Origin of the sequence: Kitasatospora griseola, assembly GCF_014648555.1 — a bacterium.
In the GTDB taxonomy this organism is placed as follows: domain Bacteria; phylum Actinomycetota; class Actinomycetes; order Streptomycetales; family Streptomycetaceae; genus Kitasatospora; species Kitasatospora griseola.
In genome coordinates this window covers 367,958-389,683 of sequence record NZ_BMRI01000002.1, presented here as the reverse complement: position 1 = coordinate 389,683, position 21,726 = coordinate 367,958, and the positions used below count along the sequence as shown (strand labels likewise).

Sequence of the window (21,726 nt, the reverse complement as noted above, 5' to 3'; positions counted from 1 at the left end):
ATGCGGTACCTCCTCGGACTGGTCGTCAGGTACCTGATGCGGCCCGGCTGGCGGGCCCTGGTCGTCTACGGCGCGCTGTACGTCCCGCCGCCGCCGCTCGACCCCGACCCCGACGGCGGCGGGCCGCCCCCCGGGCACCCCGAACGGCTCTGCGCCGACCGGCCGCCGGACCGTCAGGAACGGCTGCTGTGGCGGCAGTTGACGGAGGACCGCTGGTTCGGGGACGGCCCGTGACCACGGGCGCGGGACCGGCCGGCGGCCTGCCCCCCGACAGCGTCCGGGGCGCCCGGGAGCAGATCACCGAGGCGGTCGCCGCCCTGCTCGTCCACGGCCGGGGGCTGGAGCTGGCCGCCTGGCTGATGCTCGACTCGGGCGAGAACAAGAACGAGAACGAGAACGAGCGCGAGGGCGGGGGCGGGGGCGGCGGCGAGAACGCGGCGGCCGCCGGTGGGCGCGGGTGCGGGGCCGAGGGCGAGAACGCGGATGCGGGCGGCGGACGCGGGCGGCGGGGCGGACGGGCCGGGGCGCGGGCGGTGAAGAGAACGTGAACGCGGACGGAGCGCCGGGATCCCGGACCGTTCCGGGCCCCGGGCCGGGCTGACCGGCCCGCCCCGCGAGGGCCCGCTGCACCGTCCGTCCGCCTCTCAAACCCCGTTTTGCGGATCGATCGGTCCGCGGGGCGGTCCGAAAGATGCCCGTCCGGGCCCGGTCGGGTCCGGACGGGTATCCGGCGGTCCATTCGGAAGGCCGTTCGGTGTCCGGCAATCGGTCCGAAACGCCGCCTTCCTATATTCGGTACCGCCGCGCCCCAACATCGGGAAGTAATGAGGTTCCTGTGCTGAGTTTCCGCATTCTCGGGCCCTTGGAAGTCATGAACGACCACCGCTCCTGCGCCCCCACGGCACCCAGGACCCTTGCCACGCTCGCCCTGCTGCTCCTGCGCGCCAATCACGTGGTGCCGCTGGAGACGATCATCAAGGAACTCTGGAACGACCAGCCGCCGCGCAGCGGCGCGACCACCGCCCAGACGTACATCTACCAGTTACGCCGCCTCATCGACGAGGAGACCGGCGGCGACGCCAAGCAGGTGCTGGTCACCAGAGCCCCGGGCTATCTGCTGTCCGTCGACCCCCAGCAGGTCGACCTCTTCCAGTTCCAGCGCCTCACCGCCGAGGCGCAGAGCCTGCTGGAGGCGGGCCGCCCCGACCAGGCCGGGCCGAAACTCCGCCGGGCACTGGACCTGTGGTCCGGTCCGCCGCTCGCCAATGTGGACGCCGGGCCGGTCCTGGAGGGCTACGTGGCTGCCCTGGAGGAGCAGCGCATGCAGGCGCTGAACCTGCGGATCGAGGCCGACCTGCGGCTCGGCCGGCACCACCAGATGGTCGCCGAACTGCGCGCCCTGATCGTCGAGCACCCGTACAACGAGTGGTACCACAGCCTGCTGGTGTTCACGCTGGCCCGGATCGGCCGCCGGCACGACGCGCTGCAGGCGTACGCCCGCACCCGCCGGGTGCTGTCCGAGGAGCTGGGGCTGGCCCCGTCGCACGAGTTGCGGCGGATCCAGCAGGCGGTGCTGCACGACCACGAGATCGAACCGCCGCAGCCGATCGCGCCTTCGATCGAGTCTCGAAGCGCGTGAGGCAGCCTCGGCATCCAGGCCGGGCGGGCCCGGCACCGACAGGAGGAGCAACCGCATGACCACCGATTCGAGCACCATCGAGGTCGACGCCGAACTGCGGGCGTCGGTCGAGCAGTTCTACGCGCACCACATGCAGTTGCTGGACGCCGGACGGATCCCCGAGTGGGCGTCGTTCTTCACCGAGGACGGCACCTTCGCGGTCGACTCGCACCCGGAGCCGGCCCGCGGCCGCGGCCAGATCACGGCCGGCGCCACCCGGACCGTGGAGCAGCTCCGCGGCCAGGGCATCGCCCGCCGGCACTGGCTCGGCATGGTCGACATCGCCCCGGCCGACGACACCACGGTCCGGGTGCGCAGCTACGCGCTGGTGTTCCAGATCACCGAGGCCGAGGGCGCCGCCGTGCGCTCAAGCACCACCTGCGAGGACGAGCTGGTCCGCGCGGGCGACTCCTGGCTGATCCGGGCCCGCACGGTGCGCCAGGACCGGCCGGCCTGACCGGGTCGGCCGACCTCACGCATCGTCGGCGCATCTAGCTCACGCCCTGGCCGTGGTCGGCGAACCGGACCGCCACGGCCGCCCCCGGCGGGGCCAGGAAGCGGGCCAACTGCTCGCCGGCCTCCGCCAGTTGCTCGCGCACCCGGTCGCTCGGCGGGTTGAACGGCCGGACCGTGACGGTGCCGTCGTCGGCGCGCCAGGTCCCCTCGACCAGGCCGTCGACGAGGAACGAGCCGGGCACGATGCCGTTGCGCAGGAACAGGTGCGGGCGGTGCTCGTCGCGGATGATCCGGGACCGCCGGGCGTGCGAGAGCACCACGTTGTCGAAGTCCGGCAGGAACCGGACCGGGGCCGGCACGTCCGGGTCCGGCCGGGGCGCGTCCGGCAGGTCGAGCAGCTCGCCGCCGTGCTCGTCGCGCAGCCGCAGCAGGCCCGGCATCGCGTCGGTGATCTCGCGCAGCCTGGTCAGTCCGCTCCAGGCCTGCACGTCGGCGACGGTGGCGGGTCCGAACGCGGCCAGGTAGCGGCGGATCACGGCGGGCAGTTCGGCGGCCTGCAGCGGCGCGCCGAGCCAGGACTCCGCGGTGGCGTAGCGGGTCGCGCCGCCCACGCCCCACACCGCGCGCGGCGGCACCTGGACCAGCGGCAGCCGGGCCCGGACGACGTCGCCGAGCTGCCGGGGGAGCACCCCGGGCAGGTGCTCGGCCAGCGCGTCGCCGATCTCCTTGGGCGTCAGCGCCTTCTCGGCGAGCAGCCGGCGGCCGCGGTCGGCGACCGCGTCCGGGTCGCCGACCGCGGCGGTCAGCTTGGCGGTGACGTACATCCGGTCGATCACCCGCTGCACCAGCGGCCGCAGGGCCAGGCAGTCCGCGCTGCTGACCAGGTGCACGGTGCCGCGGAACATCAGCAGCCGGACCACCGAGCGGTCCTCCAGCAGCCGGGCCAGATCCTTGTGGTCGAAGGTGCGCAGCCTGGTCCACAGGCCGACGTAGGGCGGCCAGGGCGCCTGAGCCTGCATGCCCACCAGGTGCTCGATCATCTCCAGGGCCGTCAGCCCGGCCGGTTCGAGCAGGTGCTGGCGGTGCAGGGTGGCGCGGCCCAGCGCGCGGTCGGACATGACGGCCATACAGGTTCCCCGTTCGGGTGGTGGTCGGTCGGCTCAGGCCTGCTGGTAGCAGGCCGCCAGCCGGGCGTGCTTTTCGGCGAACTCGCGGCAGGCGTCCCGCAGTTCGGGGGGTTCGAGGACGGTGAACGGGGCCCCGAAGGACCCCAGCCACTCGGCGATGGCGGCCGGGGACTCGCCGTACAGCCGGGCGATGCAGGCGTCCGGCCCGTCCGCGGCCAGCCGGCCCCAGCCGGCCGGGATCCGCTCGGCCATCCGTTCGAGCGGGGCGTGCAGCCGCACCCTGGCGCTGGCCTGGGTGAACGCCTGGCGCAGCCCGGAGGACACGAAGGCCCGCGCCCCGCCCTCGGGCAGCGGGCGGGGGTCGAAACGGGGCCCGGTGGGGCTCTTCAGTTCCATCCGGTCGATCCGGAAGGAGCGCCAGTCCGCTCGGTCCGGGTCCCAGGCGACCAGGTACCAGCGGGCGTCGACCCGCACCAGGCGGTACGGGTCGACCTCGCGCCGGCTCTCGGCGCCGCCCCGGGACCGGTAGTCGAACCTGACCCGTTCCCGGTGGTGGCAGGCCGTGGCGAGCTCGGAGAGCACCGCCGCGTCGACGGCCGCGGCCTGCGGCCGGTCCAGCACGTCGACCTGCAGGGCGTCCAGGCGGCGTTGGAGCCGGGACGGCATCACCTGGCGGAGCTTGGTGAGGGCCCGCAGGGCCGGCTCGGCGATCCCGATCACCGGGCCGGTCGCCCCGGACTGGAGTCCGAGCGCCACGGCCAGCACCTCCTCGTCGTCGAGCAGCAGCGGGGGCATCTCGGCGCCCGCGCCCAGCTGGTAGCCGCCGCCGACGCCGATCCGGGCGTTGACGGGGTAGCCCAGGACGCGCAGCCGGTCGACGTCCCGGCGCAGTGTCCGGGTGGTGACGTCGAGCCGCTCCGCCAGTTCCGCCCCGGTCCACTCCCGACGGGTCTGGAGCAGGGACAGCAGTCGTAGCAGTCGTGACGAGGTCTCCCGCATTGCGCCACCCTAACGTCGATTCAGGACAGGAACGGTCCTACATTGCGGCGGGATCCGCCGCGGACGAACTGCGGTGCGGGGTTGGCCGATTGGTACCCGGATCCGGCCAATGGGGGACCGTCCGCGTCCTACATCTCTCCTACGGTCTCCCCCGGAAGCGCAGTGGCGGACCCGCAGGGCGGGATCCGCGGGCCCGGCCGCAGCGGCGGCGGGGTGACGAATCACCGGAACGGGATCGAGAGCAGATGGCGACGATGGAGAAAACGACGAGTACCGCCGCACCGCGGTTGGGCCTGATCCTGCTGGCGTGCTGTGTCGGGCAGTTCATGGTGGTGCTGGACGCGTCGATCGTGAACGTCGCGCTGCGGCCCATCCAGGACTCCCTGCACCTGGCGTCGAACAGCCTGCAGTGGGTGATCAACGCCTACACGATCGTTTTTGCGGGCTTCCTGCTGCTCGGCGGCCGGCTCGCCGACCTGTTCGGCCGCCGGCGGGTGTTCGCGATCGGCCTGGCGCTGTTCACCGTGGCCAGCCTGGTCGCCGGCCTGGCGGTCGACGAGACCACCCTGCTGATCTCGCGCGGCCTCCAGGGCCTGGGCGGCGCGGTGCTCGCGCCCGCCACCCTGACCGTGCTGTTCACCTCGTTCACCGATCCGGGCGGCAAGGCCAAGGCGTTCGGCACCTGGAGCGCGGTCGCGGCCGGCGGCGGCGCGATCGGCGCGCTGGTCGGCGGCGTGGTCACCCAGTGGCTGTCCTGGCGCTGGATCTTCCTGGTGAACGTGCCGATCGGCGCGGCGCTGATGGCGCTGCTGCTGGTGGCCGTCCCGGAGTCCCGCAACGAGCAGGCCGACCGGCGGATCGACACCACCGGCGCGGTCGCCGTCACGGCCGGCCTGATGGCCGGGGTGTACGGGATCGTCGAGGCGCACGACAAGGGCTGGGGCTCCGCGACCACCCTGGTCTCGCTGGCCGTCGGCGTCGCGCTGCTGGCCTTCTTCGTGCTCAACGAGGCCAAGTTCGCCAAGCAGCCGCTGGTGCCGCTCAGCATCTTCCGCAACCGCTCGGTGTCCGCCGCCAACGTGGTCTCCTTCACCACCAACGCGGCGCTGGTCGGCGTGCTGTTCCTGTTCACCCTGCTGATGCAGTTCGTCTACGGCTACGACTCGCTGCAGACCGGCCTGGCCTACCTGCCGCTGTCGCTGGCGATCGTCACCACGGCGCGCGGCGTCGCCCCGGCGCTGATCACCAAGCTCGGCCCCAAGCCGGTCCTGGTGGCGGGCACCGCGCTCTCGCTGGTTTCGCTGCTGTGGCTGTCCTTCTCGGTCGGCGGGGGCGGCTTCGTCAGCGACCTGCTCGGCCCCTCGCTGGTGTTCGGCGCCGGCCAGGGCATGGTGTCCTCCACCGTCACCATGGCGGGCACCGCCAAGGTCCCCTACACCCAGGCCGGTCTGGTCTCCGGCCTGCTGAACGCGAGCCGGCAGATCGGCGGCGCGCTCTGGCTGAGCGTGCTGGCCGCGGTGGTGGCCGGCTACGCGAACAGCCTGGTGCCGGGCGCCTCGGCGGACGGCTACGCCCGTGCCTTCCTGATCGCGGCGGTCTTCCCGCTGGCCGGCCTGCTGGCCGGCCTGGCCGTCCCCGGCGTCTCGCCGGAGGCGCTGGCCGCGGCGAAGAACTGGTCGCAGCCCAAGAAGCCCGCCGCGAGCAGCGTCGGCGGCGACGCGGAGTAATCCCCCGGCTCCGCGGAGCGCGGCGGCCCGGCGGTGCGCAGGCACCGGCCGGGCCGCCGTGCTGTGCCCGGCCTCAGACGCGGCGCAGCGGGCGGAAGAACTCCCGGATGTCGCCGACCAGTTGGTCGGGGGACTGGAGGGAGGCGAAGTGGCCGCCGGTCTCGTACCGGGTCCACCGGGTGATGGTGTGGGAGAGCTCCGCCAGGGGCCGCAGCACCCGGTCGCCCTGGAAGACCGCGACGCCGGTGGGCACCGGGCCGGGGGCGGGGCGGGGGCCCCAGGCGTCGGGCAGCATCTCCCGGTAGAGGCGGGCGGCGGAGCCGGCGGTGCCGGTCAGCCAGAAGATCGACACGTCGCTCAGCACGTCGTCCCGGCGGATCGGGCTCTGCTTGGTGCCGGTCGGGTCCCAGTCGATGAACCATTCGAGGTTCCAAGCGAGTTGGCCGACCGGTGAGTCGTTCAGCGCGTACGCCAGGGTCTGCGGCCGGGTGCTCATCTGGGTGGCGTAGCCGGAACGCCCCTGCCACCAGCGGCCGTTGCGTTCGGCCTGCGCCAGCTCGGGGCCGGACAGCGCCGCCCGGTCGTCGGGTCCGGTCAGGGTGGCGGCCCCGACCAGGGCGTTGACGTGGACGCCGAGCAGCCGGTCGGGGGCGATCCGGCCGACCTCGGGGGCGACCAGGCTGCCGAAGTCGCCGCCCTGGGCGCCGTAGCGCGGGTAGCCGAGCCGTTCCATCAGCTCGACCCAGGCCCGGGCGGTGCGCCTGACGCCCCAGCCGGGTTCCCGGGTCGGGCCGGAGAACGCGAAGCCCGGGACGGACGGGGCGACCACGTGGAAGGCGTCGGCCCGGTCGCCGCCGTGCGCGACCGGGTCGGTCAGCGGTCCGAGGACGTCCAGGAAGTCGTACACGGTGCTCGGCCAGCCGTGCGTCACCAGCAGCGGCACCGCGTCGGGTTCGGCCGAACGGGCGTGCAGGAAGTGGACGTTCTGGCCGTCGATCGTGGTGGTGAACTGCGGCACCGCGTTGAGCCGGGCCTCGTGCCGGCGCCAGTCGTACCCGGTGCGCCAGTACTCGGCCAGGTCGGCCAGGTAGTCCCGGTCGACGCCGTACGACCAGCCGACGCCGGGCAGCGCCTCGGGCCAGCGGGTCCGGGCGAGGCGGTCGTCGAGGTCGTCCAGCGCGGACTGCGGGACATCGATCCGGTAGGGGTGAATTGCGGTCACCTGGGCAGCATGTCCGGAATGGGTGACCCCGGCTGTCCGCCTTCGCCCGGCCCCCGGACAGATTGCCTCGAACGGGTGAAGCGACGGGGACCTCGCGGGCGAGGTCCCCGTGCCGCTCCACCCGTGCCCGGGTCAGCCGGCCGCGCCGACCGTCACCGGGCCGTCCCAGTCGATGTGGTGGTCGTGCATCCACAGCGTCCGCTTGCCGTCCGCCTGCGGCTTCCGGAAGGTCCGGGCGATGAAGTAGTTGCGCAGCGCGGCCCGCACACCGCCGCTCAGGTTGCCCTCGATGTTGCGCTTGCCCTGCGCGACGACCGCCTCCACCCGGGCCCGCCGGGCCCGTTCGAAGGCGCGGAAGGCCTGGTCGGTCCCGGGCTGGTCGCGCAGGCACTTGGCGAGCACCACCGCGTCCTCCATGGTGATGGACGCGCCGGAACCCGAGGTCGGGGACGCCGCGTGCGCCGCGTCGCCGATCACCACCATGCCGTCCCGGTGCCAGCGGGTCAGCGAGGGCAGGTCGCAGTTCAGGAACGGGGCGGGCAGTTCGGGGGTGGCCCGGATGATGTCGGCGACCGGCATCCGGTCGGCCCGCACCAGCTCCAGCAGTTCGCTCCGCCAGGCCTCGCCGCCGCGCAGCGCCGCCGGGTCGGGCCGGACCGCCTGCGGCGGGTTGGCGTACCAGCGCAGTTCGCCGCCCGGGGCCTGGGTGTACATGAAGAAGCAGTGCCGGCCGAAGAACATCCGGATGATCCCGGGCGCCTCGCCGGACGGGTAGTCGGGCACGAAGCCCCAGGCGTTCAGCACCCCGACGTAGCGCGGCCGGGGCGCGGCCGGGTCGATGATCTCCCGGACCCGGGAGTGCAGGCCGTCCGCGCCGATCAGCAGGTCGCCCTCGGCGCGGGTGCCGTCGGCGAACTCGGCGCGCACCGTGCCGCCGTCGCGGCGGGCGTCGACGATCCGCCTGCCGTACTCGATCGGTATGCCGCGCCGCTCGGCCTCGGTGCGCAGCGCGATGTACAGGTCGGAGCGTTCCACGGTGGTGTTGCCGGTGCCGCGGACCAGGTCGAAGGGGATGTCGCCGGACAGCCGGCGGCCGTCGTGCCGGTAGAACGCCATGCCCGGGGTGTCGAAGCCGACCTTGCGGACCAGGTCGGCCAGGCCGAGGCAGTCCGCCGCGTCCAGGCCGTTGGGGGCGATGTTCATGAACGCCCCGACGCCGTCCGCGGTGCGTTCGTACGCCTCGTACACAGTGCTCTCGAAGCCGGCCTTCTGCAGGGCCATCGCCACGACGGGGCCGGCGATGCCGGCGCCGATGATCAGCGCGCGCGCCATCTGGTGGTCACCTCTGTTCGGGGAGCGGGCGGGCGACGGCGTCGACCGCGGGGACGGGAGGGGCCGCTGTTCTCACCAGGTCACCGGGAGGGCGGCCAGCCGGTAGACGAAGCCGCCGTCGCGGACCGTGACCTGCTCCTCCGGGACGGCGAGGCGCAGGTCGGGGAGCCGGCGGGCGAGTTCGGTGAACACCAGCCGCAGTTCCAGCCGGGCCAGGTCGGCGCCCAGGCACAGGTGTCGGCCGAAGCCGAACGCGAGGTGCCGGTTGCGCCCGGCGCGGGTCGGGTCGAACGTCTCCGGGTCCTCGAACACCTCTGGGTCCCGGTTGGCCGCGGCGGTGGCCGGGTACACGCCGTCGCCGGCCGGGATCGCGCTGCCCCCGATCTCCAGGTCGGCGGCGGCGACCCGGGCGGTGCTCAGATCGGTGACGGTCAGGTAGCGCAGCAGCTCCTCGACGACGTCCTCGGCGAACGCCTCGTCGGTGGCCAGCGCCCGGAAGTGCTCCGGGTGCCGGAGCAGCGTCAGGACGCCCAGCGAGATCATCGAGGCCGTGCTGTCGTGCCCGCCGTTGAGCAGCAGCCGGGTCAGGTGGACGGTCTCGGTCAGGCCCAGCTGCGGGTTGCGCCGGACGATCCGCCCGATCATGTCGTCGCCGGGCTTCTCCAGGCGGTCGGCGACGTACTGCTCGAAGTAGTGGTCGAGGAAGGAGATCGCGGCGTGCCGCTGCTCGGGGGTGCGGGCCGAGTCGAACATGCCGCGGGTGGCGTCGTGCAGGCTGTCCAGGTCCTGCGGCGGTATCGCCAGCAGTTCGCCGATGACGGCGAGCGTCAGCGGTTGCGCGAAGTCGGCGGCCAGGTCGCCGGGGGCGCCCTTGGCGACGAACCGGTCCAGGTGCTCGGTCACCAGCTGCTGCACCCGCGGGTGCATCGCGTGCACCCGCTGCAGGGTGAACTCGGCCTTCACCATCCGCCGGTACGCGGTGTGCTCGGGCGGGTCCATGGCCAGCAGCGAGCCGTTGGTCCGCATCGCCGGGGGGATGGCGATCGGGGACGGGTACCCCGGGTGGGTCCGGTCGTTGCTCAGCCGGTCGTCGTTCAGCGCGTTCTTCACGTCCTCGTACCGGGTCACCACCCAGGCGTCCCCGCCGGCCGCCAGCGGCAGCCGCGGGACGCTCCCGTCGGCGCGCAGCCGCGCGTACTCCTCCGGGACGGCGAACGGACAGGGCCGGGCGAACGGGAACGTCGCGCTCTCCTCCGGTGCACCGGTCACGATGTGTGCTCCTGACGGTCATGGGTTCGGTCATGGCGGCGGAACTCCGCCCGGGCCGACTCGCCGCGTTCGGAGCGGGCCCAGCCTGTCCTACCCCCTTCGAGCCTGATTCGAATCCGTCTCGCCGCCGCCCCCGGTGGGCCCGCACGGTCTCAGGACGGCGCCATGGTGAGTCCGTCGGCGGCGGCGCCGCGGCTGAGGACGACCGTCCGGATGTGGTCCAGGGCCCGGGCGAGGTCGGTGCGGTCCGGGTGGCGGCGGGCCGCCGCGGCGAGGTCGAGGACCCGATAGGGCGGGCCGTCCATCAGCTGGGGGAGGAACTCGGCCCTGGTGACCGTCCAGCGGCGGCCGGGCCCGACGGGCGGCGAGAAGGTGAACCTGGCGATCGAGCTCCAGTTGCCGCGCGGGTCCTCGGCGCCCGTGTAGTCGTACATCCGTCCGGCGATCTGGTCCCCCATGCCGTAGACGGTCCAGGTGCCGTTGACCTTCTCGTACGCCTGGGGGATGTGCGCGTGGGTGCCGAGGATCAGGTCGACGTCGGGTGCGTCGGGCTGCTGATCGGCGGTCAACTCGCGGGTGAGGGTGAGCTGTTGGTCGTTCGGCTCGTCCTGCCACTCGGTGCCCCAGTGCATGCTGACCACGACGATGTCCGCGCCGGCCCGGCGGGCGGCCCGGGCGTCGGCGAGGATCCGGTCGCGGTCGATGAGGTTGACCGCCCAGGGCTGTCCCGGCGGCAGCGGGATGTCGTTGGTGCCGTAGGTGTAGGCGAGTTGGGCGACGGTGGCGCCGTGCACCCGCAGCAGGGCCGGGGCGCCGGCCTCGTCGGCGGTGCGGGCCGAGCCGGTGTGCGCCAGGCCCGCCGCGTCCATGGCGTCGAGGGTCCGGCGGATGCCGTCGGGGCCGTCGTCGAGGGTGTGGTTGGACGCCGTGTCGCACGAGGTGTAGCCGGTGTCCTTGAGGGCGCGGGCGAGCTGCGGGGGAGACTTGAAGGTCGGCCAGCCGGTGAACGGCCCGCCGGCGGCCCCGGACACGGTCTCCAGGTGACAGATGGCCAGATCCGCGGCGCTCACCACCGGTTTGACGTCCGCGAGCATCGGGGCGAAGTCGTAGCCGTTGCCGCCGGCGTCGTCCGCGGCCTGCCGGATGATCTCGGCGTGCGGCAGGACGTCGCCCGAGGCGAGCAGCGTGAACGGCCGCGGTCCGGCGGGGGAGGCGGCCGCCGTGCTGCGGGCGGGCTGCGGGCGGGCCTGCGGCGACGGCGGCGGGGCGCCGCACGCCGCGAGGGCCGCGAACAGTGCGGCAGCCGTCGTCAGGGCCCGCAGGCGCATCGTGGAGCCTCCTCGCAGCCGGGGAACCCGGGCGGTCCCCCGACCAGGCAAGTGGCCGGTCGGCCGCGGCGGGCCGCCACGCGGCGAGCGGGTCGCCCGGCCGCACCAGCAGGAACCCCCGGGCGGCCGAACTCGCCGGCGTCCCCTACGCCACCGGGCTCGGGCCGGTGGCGTGCTCGGGCTTCCTGGGGCCGGGGACGACGTGCTTGCGCAGCAGCCACGCCATGTCGTTCGCGAACAGGGACCGGGCGGCGTCCCGGTCGATCTCCGGCACCCGGTGGCTCTCGGGCAGCGTGGAGGCCGGGAAGCTCTCGCCGTCGCCGAGCGCGAGCGCGCTCACGTAGAGGTTGCCGAGCGCCCGTCGCACGGACCGCCGCACGGTCTCCCACTGCGGGTAGGCCGTCAGCTCGGTGGTGAACGGGTCCAGCAGCGCAGGACGTCGGAACGGCAGCCCGGCGGCGGTCGCCGAGGCGCCGAGGACGTCGATCCACTCGGCCACGGTCAGCGCGGACGGGCCGGCGGTGGCCCAGTGCTCGCGGGGCAGCGGCGAGCCCTCCACGGCCAGGCGGGCCAGCGCGGCGACGGCCGCCGCGACGTGGTCGCGGGGGACCATGTCCACCCGCTGCTCGGGCCGGCCGAAGATCGCCGGCAGCCCGGAGGCGACGAACATCATGATCCGGTGCATGTTCTGCAGCTCGGGCATCGCCCCGTCCGGCGAGTCGCCCATGATGATCGACGGGCGGACGATCGACCAGGGCTGCGTGCAGGACCGGATCCGCTCGTCGGCGGCGGCCTTCGACCGGTGGTAGGCGGACGGCCGTGACGAGCACACCGCGCCGACCGAGTCCTCCCTGGCGGCCTGCGTGTGACGCCCCGCGAAGGCCGTCGAGGCGTAGATCAGCGGGCAGCCGGCCGTCTCGGCGAGCGCGACCATCTCCGCCGCGCCGCCCTCGTTGACCGCGTGCAGGTCGTCGGCGGAGGCCGTGTAGCGGACGTTGCCGGCCAAGTGGACGATCACGTCGGCCTGTTGGGCGAGTTCCTTGAAAGTGGGGCTGTCCAGACCCAGCTGTGCAGCCCGCAGGTCGATGCCGACCTGCCGGTACGGCAGATCGAGCGGGCGGCGTCCGGCCAGGGCCACGATGTCGAACGACTTGGCCATGGCCGGAACCACGGCCGAGCCGAGGACTCCTGAGATCCCGGTGACCAGGGCGACGGGTCGCATGAAGGGTGCTCCACTTCTTTCGTTGTCTTTCGTTGTCACGGCTCGACGCCGTCACATGCCGAGGCGTAAGGCGCGGCTCGGTTCGTGCTGGGGCAGGTCGAGGAAAAGGTTTCGGGCCGTTTCGACCAGGAGTTCGCCCGGCAGGTCCTTCCGGTGGAAGACCGAACACCGGACGGTCGTCCCGGTGGTGGCGAACGACACGTAGGCGTCGAGCGCGAGCGAGGAGGGGGCGGAGTGCGCCATGGCGGCGCCGATCAGTCGGGCGTCCCCGATTTCCAGGTGCGGGAGAGTCGCGGAACTCGCGGTCAGCCCGACGTTCACGATGACCGGTCGGGCCGCTCTCCTGGCGAGGGCATTCGGCAGGCCGGCGAGAACGGCCCGTCGGGTGTCCCGTTCGTTCGTCCGGCGGGCATTGCCCGCCTGTCTGCGGACGCTGCGGAGCGCGTCCTCCGGCGACAGCGGATTCCCGATCGGAATCCTGAGCAGATATCCGGCCGTGAAATTCCCGGGCGTGTACCGCTCGGCAGGGCGCCGGGTCGACATCGGGACGAGCAGCGTCGGGTGGCGCATGCCGACGGCCCGGACGGCGCGGGCGAGGGTGGCCAGGCACAGGTCGTTCACCGTGACGCCGCGGCTCTCCGCGGCCGCCGCGAGGTGCGACCGGTCGAAGTCCCTGAAGTGCCACTGCAGCGGCGCCGGGGAGCCCTCGACCGCGTCCGCCGCCGGGCCCTCCCGGGTGGCGCGGACGTCCCTGGCGATGTTGACCACCGCGCGTGCGGTCGGTCGGCGGCGGGGACGGAGCCCCAGGGGTTCGTCCCGCGGATCGCCCAGCAGGGCCTGGAGGTTCTGGATCATGCCGACCCCGTCCTGGAGGGCGTGATTCGCGCGGTAGATCACCGTGAACCGCTGCGCGTCGTACCCGGAGAGGAACAGCAGGTCCCACTGCGGGGCCGGTTCGGCCGGGAACGGGCGGTCGAAGAGCTCGGTGACCGCGATCCGCAGGGCGTCCTCGCCGGCGAGGTCCGGCCGGTGGGAGAACTCGACCGACGCGGCCTGCGCGGCGGCGCTCCACCTTCTCGATTTCGCGGAATCCGGGAAGGTGAGGCCGAGAGCGGGGAGTTCCGCCGCGCGCTCACGAAGGTGTTCGCGCAGCGCGGCCGCTTCGGGAAGGCGTCCGGTGAACTCCAGGACGAATCCGGCGATCAGGCCGGGGGACAGGTCCAGGAACACTCGGTCCACCGGGCCGATACGTCGCACACGCCGTTGCCGCGGCATTGTCATGGTGACCCTGGACTCTCTGCTGGTGCGAGGTGTTTGTACGAGCTGCTCGTGCGAGATGTTCGGTGCGAGCTGTCCGTGCGAGGAGAAGGACGGCCGCCGTTGCGCACCGGTCGAGATCCTGCCCCGGCGAAATGTCGGATGCCAGGCTGATCACGCGATCGAGTGATCTATCGGTCGATCCGACAACAAGGTGGGCGGGCGGCAGGGTATTTCCCGAGGTGACGCGGTCGGCGAGGCCGGGCGCGGCTGCCGTTCCCGCCGTTCCTGCGCGGCCTTCCGACCGGTGGCGGGATTCCGGTCTAGTGGCGCTCCATCATCGCTCCACCGGGCGGCGGAAGCATGGAACGCCCGCCCGGTCATGCGTCCTTGGGAGCGGCAATGACGGATCGCATCATGGACACCACCACCGCCGCAGCGCGTCATGCGGCGGTCGAGACGGCGTACGGGGATCCGTGGGACAGAGCCAACCCGACCGGCTTCGCGGCCCTGCTCGACGCCGACGAGCGCGCCGAACTTCCGCGGGCCGCCGTCGAGTTGTACCACCGTCTCGGCATGAACGCGGAGTACGTGCCGGCCACGCTGGGCGGCAGCCTGGAGCAGATCGACACCCTCGGGCTGATGCTGCGCCCGCTGTTCCGCCGCGACGCCACGCTCGCCGTCGGCGAGGCGCTGACCTCGCTGATGGGAGCGATGGTGGTGTGGCTGCTGGGCGACGCCGGGCAGCAGCGGCGCACCGCCCGGATGCTGCTCGACGGCGGCCAGGCCACCGTCGCCTACCAGGAGTTCAAGCACGGCAACGACTTCGTCGCCGACGAGTTCCGGGTCCGGCGCGCCGCCGGCGGCACCCTGCTGCTCGGCGGGCGCAAGGCCGCCGTCAACAACGCCGACCGCGCCGGGCTGATGCTCAGCTACGCCCGCACGGTCGGCCCGCAGGACCCGGAGGACGGCTACTCGCTGCTGCTGCTGGAGCCCGGTGCGATGCCCGCCGCGTCCTGCGAGCGGCTGCCGCGCTACCGCACCGAGGGCACCCAGGGCCTGCAGATCTCCGGGCTGCGGTTCCAGGACTGCCCGGCGCCGGCCGGCGCGCTGGTCGGGGAGTGGGGCGACGGCATCACGCTCGGCCTGCGGGCCCTCCAGGTGAACTCCGCCGCCGTGCCGTCGATGATCCTCGGCATGGCGGACACCGGGCTGCGCACCGCCATCCGGTTCGCCGTCGGCGGTTCGGTCCACAACAGCCCCGCCAAGCTGTCCGGTTCGGCCCGCGGGGCGATCGCCGGAGCCCTGGTCGACCTGCTGGCCTGCGACAGCATCGCGCTCGCCGCGACCCGCGCGCTGCACGTGCTCCCCGAGGAGTGCAACGTGCTGGCCGCCGCCGCCAAGTACCTGGTCCCCAAGATCGTGGGGGAGACCTTCTACCGGCTCTCGGCGCTGATGGGCGACGCCTTCCACACCCGCAGCGGCGAGCACGCCATCTTCCAGAAGCACGTCAGGGACCTGACCATGGTGAGCTTCGGCCACGTCAGCAGCGCGGTCTGCCAGGCCACCATCGCGCCCTTCCTGCCCAGCCTGCTCGCCCACGACTGGCCGGCCGAACTCGCCGCCCCCGCCGAGCTGTTCCGCACCGACGGCACGCTGCCGCCGCTGGCCTCCGAGCGGCTCGCCGCGTTCGGCGGCCGGGACGGACTGATCGGCTGGATCGCCCGCTGCCGCCAGGAGCGGCGGGCGGCGCCGCCCGGCGACCCCGACGCCCCGCTGCTGCGCCTGCTCTCCGACCAACTGGCGCTGCTGGAAGCCGAGTTGTCCGCGATCCGGGAGGGCTGCCCGGCGCTGGACGGCCCCGACGGACGGTTCGTCACCGACACCTCGGCGTTCCCGCTCACCGACCGCTACGCCCTGCTGCTGGTCGCCTGCGCCTGCCTGGGCGTCTGGCGGTGCGCCGACCCCGGCTCCTTCCTGGCCGGCCCCGGCTGGCTGGTGGCCGCGCTGGACCGGCTGCTGCGGCGGCTCGGCCACGCCGGACCCCGGGTGCCGGACGCCGTCACGGCCGAGCTCGCGGCCGAGGCGCTGCGGCGCGCCCGCGGCGCGGTCGGCTACGACCTGTACGCACTGGAGCTGGCCGGATGAGCGGCGGCGCCGACCTGGTCTTACCACCGAGGCTGGTCACCGGAGCCGACGGCCCCTGGGAGCCCGTCCGCGCCGACCTCGACCGGCACGGCGTCGCCCTGGTCTACAGCCGGCTGGCCGACTGGCCCGCCCCGCCGGGCGGCGAGGACGAACTACGGCGGCTGCTCGGCCGCGACTGGGCCCGCTACCGGGAGCTCGCCGGGCGACCGAACGCCGACCGGTTCCGCGCCACCCGCCTGCTGCTCAAGCACGTCGCCGCCACCGCGGTGGGCGCCCACCCGCACGAACTGGAGCTCGCCTACGGCCTCACCGGGCGGCTCTACGTGCGCGGCTGCGACCAGATCGACCTCAACCTCAGCCACACCAAGGACGTCGCGCTGGTGGGCATCACCTCGCTCGGCCTGATCGGCGTCGACCTGGAGCACGAGGGGCGCCGGGTGCACGGCAGCGGCATCGAGCCGGTCATGTGCACCCCCGACGAACTGCGCCGCCTCGCCGCCGCCCCCGAGTCGGAGCGCAACCTCCAGCTGCTGCGCCGCTGGACGCTCAAGGAGGCCTACACCAAGGCGCTCGGCCAGGGCCTGGCGTTCCGGTTCTCGCACTTCGGCTTCGACCTGCCGGACTCCTGCGGCCGGGCCCGGCTGCTGCGCCCGGAGGGCGACCCGGTGGACGAGCACTGGTGGACCTTCCACACCCAGCGGTTCGCCGACGGCTTCCTCGCCGGGGCCGCCGTCCGCGACGACGGCCGCGGCCGCAACCTCGACACCGGACTCGCCACCGCCCTCGACCGCCGCACCGTCCAGGTGCTCTGGGAACGGCAGTCGGCGGCCCACCAGCCGCCCGGCGGCGACTGACGAACACTCGCGCACGACCAGCAACGGGGGAGAACAACCGTCATGACCAGCGCAGTACCCAGCCGCATCCGCGTCGAGGTCCTCGGTCCGTTCGCGATCAGCGTGGACGGCCGCTCAGTGGTGCCCACCGCCAGCAAACCGCGCACCGTACTGGCGCTGCTGAGCGTCCGGCCCGGCCAGGTGGTGCCGGCGTCGACGCTGATCCGCGAGCTCTGGTCCGGCCGCCCGCCGGCCAGCGCCGCCGCCACCCTGCAGACCTACGTCTTCCAGCTGCGCCGGAGGCTGCGCGGCGCCGGCCTGTCCAGCCGCCTGATCAGCACCGTGCGCGGCGGCTACCGCCTGGAGCTGCGGCCGGAGGCCTTCGACGTCCACGAGTACCACTCGCTGGCCGCGCTCGGCGACCGCGCCGCCGCCCTGGGCGCGCACGAGGACGCGGCCCGGCTGCTCCGCGAGGCCCTGCGGCTGTGGCGCGGCCCCGGCGCCCTGCTCGACGTGGAACGCGGCCCGGCCCTCGAACCGGAGGCCCAGCAGCTGGAGTTGAGCCGCTCGGCGCTGACCGGGCGCCGTATCGACGCGGAGCTCGCGATCGGCCGACACGCCGAACTCCTCGGCGAACTGGCCGCGCTGACCGTCCAGGACCGGATGAACGAACGCCTCTGCGCCCAGCAGATGATCGCGCTCTACCGCTCGGGTCGCCGCCTCGACGCCCTGAGCACCTTCCAGCGCCTGCGCGCCGACATGGTCGCCGAACTCTCCGTCGAACCCGGCCCCGAGCTCCAGGAACTCCACCGCGCCGTCATCGACTCCGTCCCGGCCCTGGACCGCTTCACGGCGCCGATGCAGCTGCTGCCGCGCTGAGCGGCCCCGACCACCCTGGCGTGGGGACCCGCCGCTCACGGGCGCCGGCCCCGTCAGGCACCGCGTCGACCGCGGGCGTCGAGGTGCTCGGGGCGCGGCGCCCGGGGCACCCGCGGCAGCGTCGCCAGCATGTCCAGCAGCGACCGGGGGGTGTCGGCGTCCTCCAGCAGGTCGCGGGGCACCGTCAGCCCGAACTCCCGCCCGATCCTGGTCAGCAACTGGGCCACCGTCAGCGAGTCGTGGCCCAGTTCGTACAGCGGTACGTCCAGGTCGTCCGGCCCGATCGGGCCGCCCGGCTCCGCACCGCCGCACTCGCGCAGCAGGCGGGACAGCGCCGCCACGTCGATCAGTTCGTCGGCCATCGGTGCTCCCTCTCTCCCGGTGGCTCCCCGCCCGCGGCGCGGAGCGGATGTCCGTCCGTCCGGGGCCGCCGATGCTCGGAATCGGCCGCCCCGGTCAGCCGGTGCTTCGGATCGCCTCGAAGTCGAGGCGATGGCCGCTCAGCCAGAGGCCGGCGGCGGCGGACAGCGCGGCCCGCTGGTCGTCCGCGCCGCTGCCGGGCCGGGCCCGCAGCGCGCTGAAGGTCCGCGCGGCCGCCGGATGGCGGCGGACCAGGGCGCCGAGCCCCGGCCCGGGGCCGGTCTCCACGCACGCCCAGTCGCCGTCCGCGAACAGCGCGTCCAGCGCGTCGCGCAGCCGGACCGGGGTGGCCGCGAGGCCGGTCCAGTGGAGCCGGTCCTGGGCCGCGTCGACGGGCAGCCGGGCGCCCACCGACGGGGAGTAGAGCGGCAGTCGGGGTGGTCGCAGGGCGGTGACGGGCAGCCGCTCGGCCACCTTGGCGCAGGCCTCGGCCAGGTGCGGGGTGTGGTAGGCCGCCTCGGTGCGCACCGGCAGGCACTCGTACCCGGCGCCGGTCAGCCGGTCGGCGGTGTCGGCCAGGGCGTGCCCGGGGCTGGCCAGCACCGTCTGGGCGGGGCCGTTCAGGGCGGACACCGCGACCCCGTCGGTCAGTTGCCCGCGCACCTCCTCGACGCCGGCGGCCACCACCAGCATCCCGCCGGGGGCCAGCGCGGCGGCCTCCTCGGCCAGCAGCGCCAGCAGCCGCACCGCGTCCTGCAGCGCCATCACGTCGGCCAGCACGGCGGCGACCAGTTCGCCGATCCCCTGGCCGAGCAGCGCGGCCGGGCGCACCCCCCAGCCGACCAGCAGCCGGGCCAACGCGTAGTCCACCGCGAACAGTTGGACCAGGGAATGGTGGATCCGGGCGGCGCGCTCCGCACCGAACGCGTCCCGGCGGGTGCGGGCGGCGGGTTCGGCCAGCCAGTCCTCGCGGGCGCCGCGGCCGGCCAGACCGAGCACCTCGTCGGCGGCCCGGGTGAAGACCGGGTCCCACGCGTACAGGCCGCGGGCCATCCGGGGCCGCTGGGCGCCCTGGCCGGGCAGCAGCAGCACCACCGGCGGCGGCGCGGCGCCGACCTGCCGGACCTGCGCGGCCCTCGACGACGGCGCCGACGGGCCCGGCTCGCCCAGCAGCGCCAGCGCCTCGGCGCAGTCGGCGGCCACCACCGCCCCGCGCACCGGCCCCGGTTCGGCCTGCCCCCAGGCCTGCGCCACCTGCGCGAACCCGGACTCGCCGCGGGCCCGCAGCCAGCGCCGCAGCGAGCGCCGGACGTCCTGCTCGCCCTGCGGGTCGGCCGCCGACCAGACCATCAGCCGGGGACGCCGGGCGGCGCCCCGGTCCGCCGCCACGGGTGCGGGGCCGCTGAGGCCGCCGCCGCGGACGATCTGCATGACCCTGCCCCCCGCCTTCGGTCAACCGGTCAGTTCGTGGGCCGGCGCCCAGCGTCCGACGCCGTCCAGCTCGGGCGAGGACTCCAGGATCGCCCGCTGGAGGTGCTGCAGCCGGGCCGACGGCTCCAGCCCGAACTCCTCGATCAGGGTGGCGCGCAGCCGCTGGTAGATGTCCAGGGCGCGCCACTGCCGGCCGCACCGGTACAGCGCGATCATGTGCAGCGCGTGCAGGTTCTCGTGCCAGGGGTGCTCGGCGGCCAGCACCGCCAGCTCGCCGAGGAGCGTGTGGTGGCGGCCGAGGCGCAGGTCCGCCTCGATGCGGCGCTCCAGGATGCCCAGCCGGGTCTCCTCCAGCCGCATCACCTCGATCGCCAGCCGCGGCCCGGTCTGCACGTCGGCCAGTACGGGGCCGCGCCAGAGCGCCAGCGCGGAGCCGAGCAGCCGGGAGGCGGCCTCCGGGTCGTTGGCCTCCTGGGCCCGGCTGCCGGCCGCCGCCAGCCGCTCGAACTGCTGGACGTCGGTCTCCTCGCCGCGCAGGTCCAGCAGGTAGCCGTTGTAACGGGTGGCCAGCACGGTCTTGGCGCCGGCCGCCGGGTCGGCGTGGTCCTGGGCGGCGAGCGCCCGCTGCACCTGGCGCCGCAGCTGGAGGATGTAGGTCTGCAGGGTGGTGGCCGCGCTCCGGGGCATCGAGTGGTCCCAGAGCTCCTCCATCAGCGAGGTCACCGGGACGACCTGACCCGCCGAGAGTGCCAGCAGGGCCAGGATCTGACGGGGCTTGGCGGCGCTCGGCGCGACCGATCTGCCGTCCTCGGTGGCCTCGAACTCGCCCAAGACGCGGACCTTCATGATGGCGGTACCCCCTGTGTTCCCACGATCTTGGGATCTCATTCTCGAAGGCGGGGAAGCCTTCCGGACAGTGTCAGGGTCACGGAAAAACCGTGACTCCGTCACAGGTGCACCCGGTCACCGGTCACGACCCCGACGGGCCGTCACAAGCCGCGCCGCCGGTCTTGAGCAGGTCTCTAGCACCAGCACCGACCCTTCCTCCACGACTATTCACGAAGGAGGCGGCACCGTGCCGTTCCGCGTCTTCCTCCACCTGGCCGCCCTGTCGGCCGGGCTCTTCGCCGGCTTCTGCTTCTGCTACGCGGTCGTCGTCACGCCCGCCCTGGAACGGCTGGACGACGAGGCGTACGTGACGACGATGCGCCGACTCAACGAGGCGGTGCCGGGCGTGCTGTTCTTCCTGGTGATCGTCGGTTCGGTGGTCTGGCCGCTGGCCGCGTTCCTGGTCCGCACGCCGTGGCGCGGCGCCGACGCCCGGGTCTGGCTGATCGGTGCGGCCGCACTGCTCTCCCTCACCGCCTTCGTGGTCTCGCTGGCCGTGGAGGTGCCGATGAACACCCAGCTGGCCGACGCGGTCACCACCACCGCGGACCAGTTCCACCAGGCCCGGGCGGCCATCGAGCACTCCTGGAACAACTGGCACGTGGTGCGCACCGTCTGCGCGGTGCTCTCGACGGTGCTCCTGGTCGGCGCCTGCCTGACCCCGGACCGGGCCGGCAGCGTCCAGCCCGCGGCGCCGAGCGCCGCACCCGTCCGAAGCAAGTGAACGACGCCCCGTCAATCCGAAAGGGCCGAGCGGCCATGCGACTTATCGACCTCTCCGCGCCGGTGGACGCCTCCGGCTGGGAACCCGAGCCGGTCAAGCACACGGTGATGTCGGCCGCCGAGGGCGCCCGGCACATGACCGACGGCATGCGCAAGAACTTCGGCATCGACCTGCGCCCCGAGGAGCTGCCGGGCGGCGAGTTCCTCACCAACGACATGCTCTACCTCTCCTCGCACACCGGCACCCACGTGGACGCCCCCGCGCACTACGGCACCCGCGCCGACGGGCAGGTGGCCCGCACCATCGACGAGATGCCGCTGGACTGGTTCGACCGGCCCGCGTTCGTGCTGGACGTCCGGGACACCGCCGGCCGCACCGTGGACGCGGCCGCCGTGGAGCTGGCCCTGAAGGCCATCGACTACCGGCCGCAGCCGATGGACATCGCGCTGTTCCGTACCGGCGCCGCCGAATGGGCCGGCAGCCAGCGCTACTTCACCGACTTCATCGGCCTGGACGGCTCGGCCGTGCGGTACCTGATGGACCTGGGGGTGCGGGTGATCGGCACCGACGCGTTCAGCCTGGACGCCCCGTTCGGCGCCATCATCGAGAAGTACCGGGCCACCGGCGACCCCGGCGTGCTCTGGCCGGCGCACTTCGCCGGCCGGGAGCGCGAGTACTGCCAGATCGAGCGGCTCTCCAACCTGGAGGCGCTGCCCGCGCCGCACGGCTTCTCGGTGACCTGCTTCCCCGTCAAGATCCGGGGCGGTGGCGCCGGTTGGACCCGCGCGGTGGCCCGGGTCGCCGACCCGGAGTGACCCGGCGGCGACCCGGTGACTCCCCGCCCGC

General features: G+C 73.9%; 21 protein-coding genes. 10 read left to right on the top strand and 11 right to left on the bottom strand.

Going from position 1 to position 21,726, the window contains the following annotated elements; translation table 11 throughout:
- The 4 genes from IEZ12_RS04035 to IEZ12_RS04020 all read left to right on the top strand — a co-directional run bounded on the left by IEZ12_RS04035 (position 1) and on the right by IEZ12_RS04020 (position 2,135).
- A complete protein-coding gene (locus tag IEZ12_RS04035; RefSeq protein WP_189270837.1) occupies positions 1 to 234 on the top strand; it encodes a DUF6059 family protein in 234 nt (77 codons plus the stop codon).
- A complete protein-coding gene (locus IEZ12_RS04030; protein WP_189270836.1) occupies positions 231 to 548 on the top strand; it encodes a hypothetical protein in 318 nt (105 codons plus the stop codon). Before IEZ12_RS04035 ends, IEZ12_RS04030 begins: the two co-directional genes overlap by 4 nt.
- Before the next feature lie 323 nt (positions 549 to 871).
- Entirely contained in the window at positions 872 to 1,639 is a 768-nt protein-coding gene (locus IEZ12_RS04025; RefSeq protein ID WP_229847236.1) for an AfsR/SARP family transcriptional regulator, read from the top strand.
- Positions 1,640 to 1,694: 55 nt separating this feature from the next.
- Positions 1,695 to 2,135: a nuclear transport factor 2 family protein gene (locus IEZ12_RS04020; protein WP_189270834.1), complete on the top strand. Its 441-nt coding sequence runs from the start codon at positions 1,695 to 1,697 to the stop codon at positions 2,133 to 2,135.
- A 34-nt stretch (positions 2,136 to 2,169) separates the two neighbouring features.
- Here the strand turns inward: IEZ12_RS04020 and IEZ12_RS04015 are convergent, their stop codons facing one another.
- Both IEZ12_RS04015 and IEZ12_RS04010 read right to left on the bottom strand, forming a co-directional pair.
- Positions 2,170 to 3,261, bottom strand: a complete 1,092-nt coding sequence (locus tag IEZ12_RS04015) for a winged helix DNA-binding domain-containing protein (protein WP_189270833.1) — start codon at positions 3,259 to 3,261, stop codon at positions 2,170 to 2,172.
- Between the two features lie 33 nt (positions 3,262 to 3,294).
- On the bottom strand, positions 3,295 to 4,260 hold the full coding sequence (locus IEZ12_RS04010) for a helix-turn-helix transcriptional regulator (RefSeq protein WP_189270832.1): 966 nt from the start codon (positions 4,258 to 4,260) through the stop codon (positions 3,295 to 3,297).
- Positions 4,261 to 4,514: 254 nt separating this feature from the next.
- Between IEZ12_RS04010 and IEZ12_RS04005 the strand changes: the two genes are divergently transcribed.
- Positions 4,515 to 5,987 (top strand): MFS transporter, encoded by a 1,473-nt coding sequence (locus IEZ12_RS04005; protein WP_189270831.1) that lies wholly within the window; start codon positions 4,515 to 4,517, stop codon positions 5,985 to 5,987.
- Positions 5,988 to 6,060: 73 nt separating this feature from the next.
- Here the strand turns inward: IEZ12_RS04005 and IEZ12_RS04000 are convergent, their stop codons facing one another.
- The 6 genes from IEZ12_RS04000 to IEZ12_RS03975 form a co-directional block, all read right to left on the bottom strand.
- A complete protein-coding gene (locus IEZ12_RS04000) occupies positions 6,061 to 7,209 on the bottom strand; it encodes an epoxide hydrolase family protein (protein WP_229847215.1) in 1,149 nt (382 codons plus the stop codon).
- Between the two features lie 132 nt (positions 7,210 to 7,341).
- Positions 7,342 to 8,541 carry an FAD-dependent oxidoreductase gene (locus IEZ12_RS03995; protein WP_189270830.1) on the bottom strand — a complete coding sequence of 400 codons (1,200 nt, stop codon included), beginning with the start codon at positions 8,539 to 8,541 and terminating at the stop codon, positions 7,342 to 7,344.
- Between the two features lie 72 nt (positions 8,542 to 8,613).
- On the bottom strand, positions 8,614 to 9,810 hold the full coding sequence (locus IEZ12_RS03990; RefSeq protein WP_189270829.1) for a cytochrome P450: 1,197 nt from the start codon (positions 9,808 to 9,810) through the stop codon (positions 8,614 to 8,616).
- Positions 9,811 to 9,962: 152 nt separating this feature from the next.
- Positions 9,963 to 11,138 carry a CapA family protein gene (locus IEZ12_RS03985; RefSeq protein WP_189270828.1) on the bottom strand — a complete coding sequence of 392 codons (1,176 nt, stop codon included), beginning with the start codon at positions 11,136 to 11,138 and terminating at the stop codon, positions 9,963 to 9,965.
- A gap of 145 nt (positions 11,139 to 11,283) precedes the next feature.
- Positions 11,284 to 12,360: an SDR family oxidoreductase gene (locus tag IEZ12_RS03980; RefSeq protein ID WP_189270827.1), complete on the bottom strand. Its 1,077-nt coding sequence runs from the start codon at positions 12,358 to 12,360 to the stop codon at positions 11,284 to 11,286.
- A 51-nt stretch (positions 12,361 to 12,411) separates the two neighbouring features.
- Positions 12,412 to 13,599 carry a wax ester/triacylglycerol synthase domain-containing protein gene (locus tag IEZ12_RS03975; RefSeq protein ID WP_189270826.1) on the bottom strand — a complete coding sequence of 396 codons (1,188 nt, stop codon included), beginning with the start codon at positions 13,597 to 13,599 and terminating at the stop codon, positions 12,412 to 12,414.
- A gap of 420 nt (positions 13,600 to 14,019) precedes the next feature.
- Here IEZ12_RS03975 and IEZ12_RS03970 point away from each other — a divergent pair, with 420 nt between their 5' ends.
- From IEZ12_RS03970 to IEZ12_RS03960, 3 genes are read left to right on the top strand one after another with little or no spacing between them, the layout of a single operon-like run.
- Positions 14,020 to 15,765, top strand: a complete 1,746-nt coding sequence (locus IEZ12_RS03970; RefSeq protein ID WP_189270825.1) for an acyl-CoA dehydrogenase family protein — start codon at positions 14,020 to 14,022, stop codon at positions 15,763 to 15,765.
- A complete protein-coding gene (locus tag IEZ12_RS03965) occupies positions 15,762 to 16,619 on the top strand; it encodes a 4'-phosphopantetheinyl transferase family protein (protein ID WP_100586131.1) in 858 nt (285 codons plus the stop codon). Before IEZ12_RS03970 ends, IEZ12_RS03965 begins: the two co-directional genes overlap by 4 nt.
- 42 nt (positions 16,620 to 16,661) lie before the next feature.
- Positions 16,662 to 17,477, top strand: coding sequence for an AfsR/SARP family transcriptional regulator (locus IEZ12_RS03960; RefSeq protein ID WP_229847214.1), 816 nt, complete (start codon positions 16,662 to 16,664; stop codon positions 17,475 to 17,477).
- A gap of 53 nt (positions 17,478 to 17,530) precedes the next feature.
- Here IEZ12_RS03960 and IEZ12_RS03955 read toward each other — a convergent pair whose 3' ends face one another.
- The 3 genes from IEZ12_RS03955 to IEZ12_RS03945 form a co-directional block, all read right to left on the bottom strand.
- Complete coding sequence (locus IEZ12_RS03955) at positions 17,531 to 17,839, bottom strand: acyl carrier protein (protein ID WP_043910482.1); 309 nt, start codon at positions 17,837 to 17,839, stop codon at positions 17,531 to 17,533.
- Between the two features lie 94 nt (positions 17,840 to 17,933).
- Positions 17,934 to 19,268, bottom strand: a complete 1,335-nt coding sequence (locus tag IEZ12_RS03950; RefSeq protein WP_189270824.1) for an acyltransferase domain-containing protein — start codon at positions 19,266 to 19,268, stop codon at positions 17,934 to 17,936.
- A gap of 21 nt (positions 19,269 to 19,289) precedes the next feature.
- Complete coding sequence (locus tag IEZ12_RS03945; protein ID WP_043910483.1) at positions 19,290 to 20,114, bottom strand: AfsR/SARP family transcriptional regulator; 825 nt, start codon at positions 20,112 to 20,114, stop codon at positions 19,290 to 19,292.
- Positions 20,115 to 20,343: 229 nt separating this feature from the next.
- On the opposite strand from IEZ12_RS03945, the gene IEZ12_RS03940 reads away from it, so the two are divergent.
- Both IEZ12_RS03940 and IEZ12_RS03935 read left to right on the top strand, forming a co-directional pair.
- A complete protein-coding gene (locus IEZ12_RS03940; RefSeq protein WP_189270823.1) occupies positions 20,344 to 20,880 on the top strand; it encodes an anthrone oxygenase family protein in 537 nt (178 codons plus the stop codon).
- A gap of 35 nt (positions 20,881 to 20,915) precedes the next feature.
- The gene (locus IEZ12_RS03935) at positions 20,916 to 21,695 is read left to right on the top strand and encodes a cyclase family protein (RefSeq protein ID WP_189270822.1); all 780 of its coding nucleotides are present in this window, start codon (positions 20,916 to 20,918) and stop codon (positions 21,693 to 21,695) included.
- Positions 21,696 to 21,726: the final 31 nt, after the last annotated feature.

Excerpts from the sequence above, each read along its gene's own strand:
- IEZ12_RS04035 (WP_189270837.1), top strand. The coding sequence starts at position 1 with ATGCGGTACCTCCTCGGACTGGTCGTCAGGTACCTGATGCGGCCCGGC.
- IEZ12_RS04025 (WP_229847236.1), top strand. The coding sequence starts at position 872 with ATGAACGACCACCGCTCCTGCGCCCCCACGGCACCCAGGACCCTTGCC.
- IEZ12_RS04020 (WP_189270834.1), top strand. The coding sequence starts at position 1,695 with ATGACCACCGATTCGAGCACCATCGAGGTCGACGCCGAACTGCGGGCG.
- IEZ12_RS04015 (WP_189270833.1), bottom strand. The coding sequence starts at position 3,261 with ATGGCCGTCATGTCCGACCGCGCGCTGGGCCGCGCCACCCTGCACCGC.
- IEZ12_RS04010 (WP_189270832.1), bottom strand. The coding sequence starts at position 4,260 with ATGCGGGAGACCTCGTCACGACTGCTACGACTGCTGTCCCTGCTCCAG.
- IEZ12_RS04005 (WP_189270831.1), top strand. The coding sequence starts at position 4,515 with ATGGAGAAAACGACGAGTACCGCCGCACCGCGGTTGGGCCTGATCCTG.
- IEZ12_RS03995 (WP_189270830.1), bottom strand. The coding sequence starts at position 8,541 with ATGGCGCGCGCGCTGATCATCGGCGCCGGCATCGCCGGCCCCGTCGTG.
- IEZ12_RS03985 (WP_189270828.1), bottom strand. The coding sequence starts at position 11,138 with ATGCGCCTGCGGGCCCTGACGACGGCTGCCGCACTGTTCGCGGCCCTC.
- IEZ12_RS03980 (WP_189270827.1), bottom strand. The coding sequence starts at position 12,360 with ATGCGACCCGTCGCCCTGGTCACCGGGATCTCAGGAGTCCTCGGCTCG.
- IEZ12_RS03970 (WP_189270825.1), top strand. The coding sequence starts at position 14,020 with ATGACGGATCGCATCATGGACACCACCACCGCCGCAGCGCGTCATGCG.
- IEZ12_RS03965 (WP_100586131.1), top strand. The coding sequence starts at position 15,762 with ATGAGCGGCGGCGCCGACCTGGTCTTACCACCGAGGCTGGTCACCGGA.
- IEZ12_RS03960 (WP_229847214.1), top strand. The coding sequence starts at position 16,662 with ATGACCAGCGCAGTACCCAGCCGCATCCGCGTCGAGGTCCTCGGTCCG.
- IEZ12_RS03955 (WP_043910482.1), bottom strand. The coding sequence starts at position 17,839 with ATGGCCGACGAACTGATCGACGTGGCGGCGCTGTCCCGCCTGCTGCGC.
- IEZ12_RS03950 (WP_189270824.1), bottom strand. The coding sequence starts at position 19,268 with ATGCAGATCGTCCGCGGCGGCGGCCTCAGCGGCCCCGCACCCGTGGCG.
- IEZ12_RS03945 (WP_043910483.1), bottom strand. The coding sequence starts at position 20,114 with ATGAAGGTCCGCGTCTTGGGCGAGTTCGAGGCCACCGAGGACGGCAGA.
- IEZ12_RS03935 (WP_189270822.1), top strand. The coding sequence starts at position 20,916 with ATGCGACTTATCGACCTCTCCGCGCCGGTGGACGCCTCCGGCTGGGAA.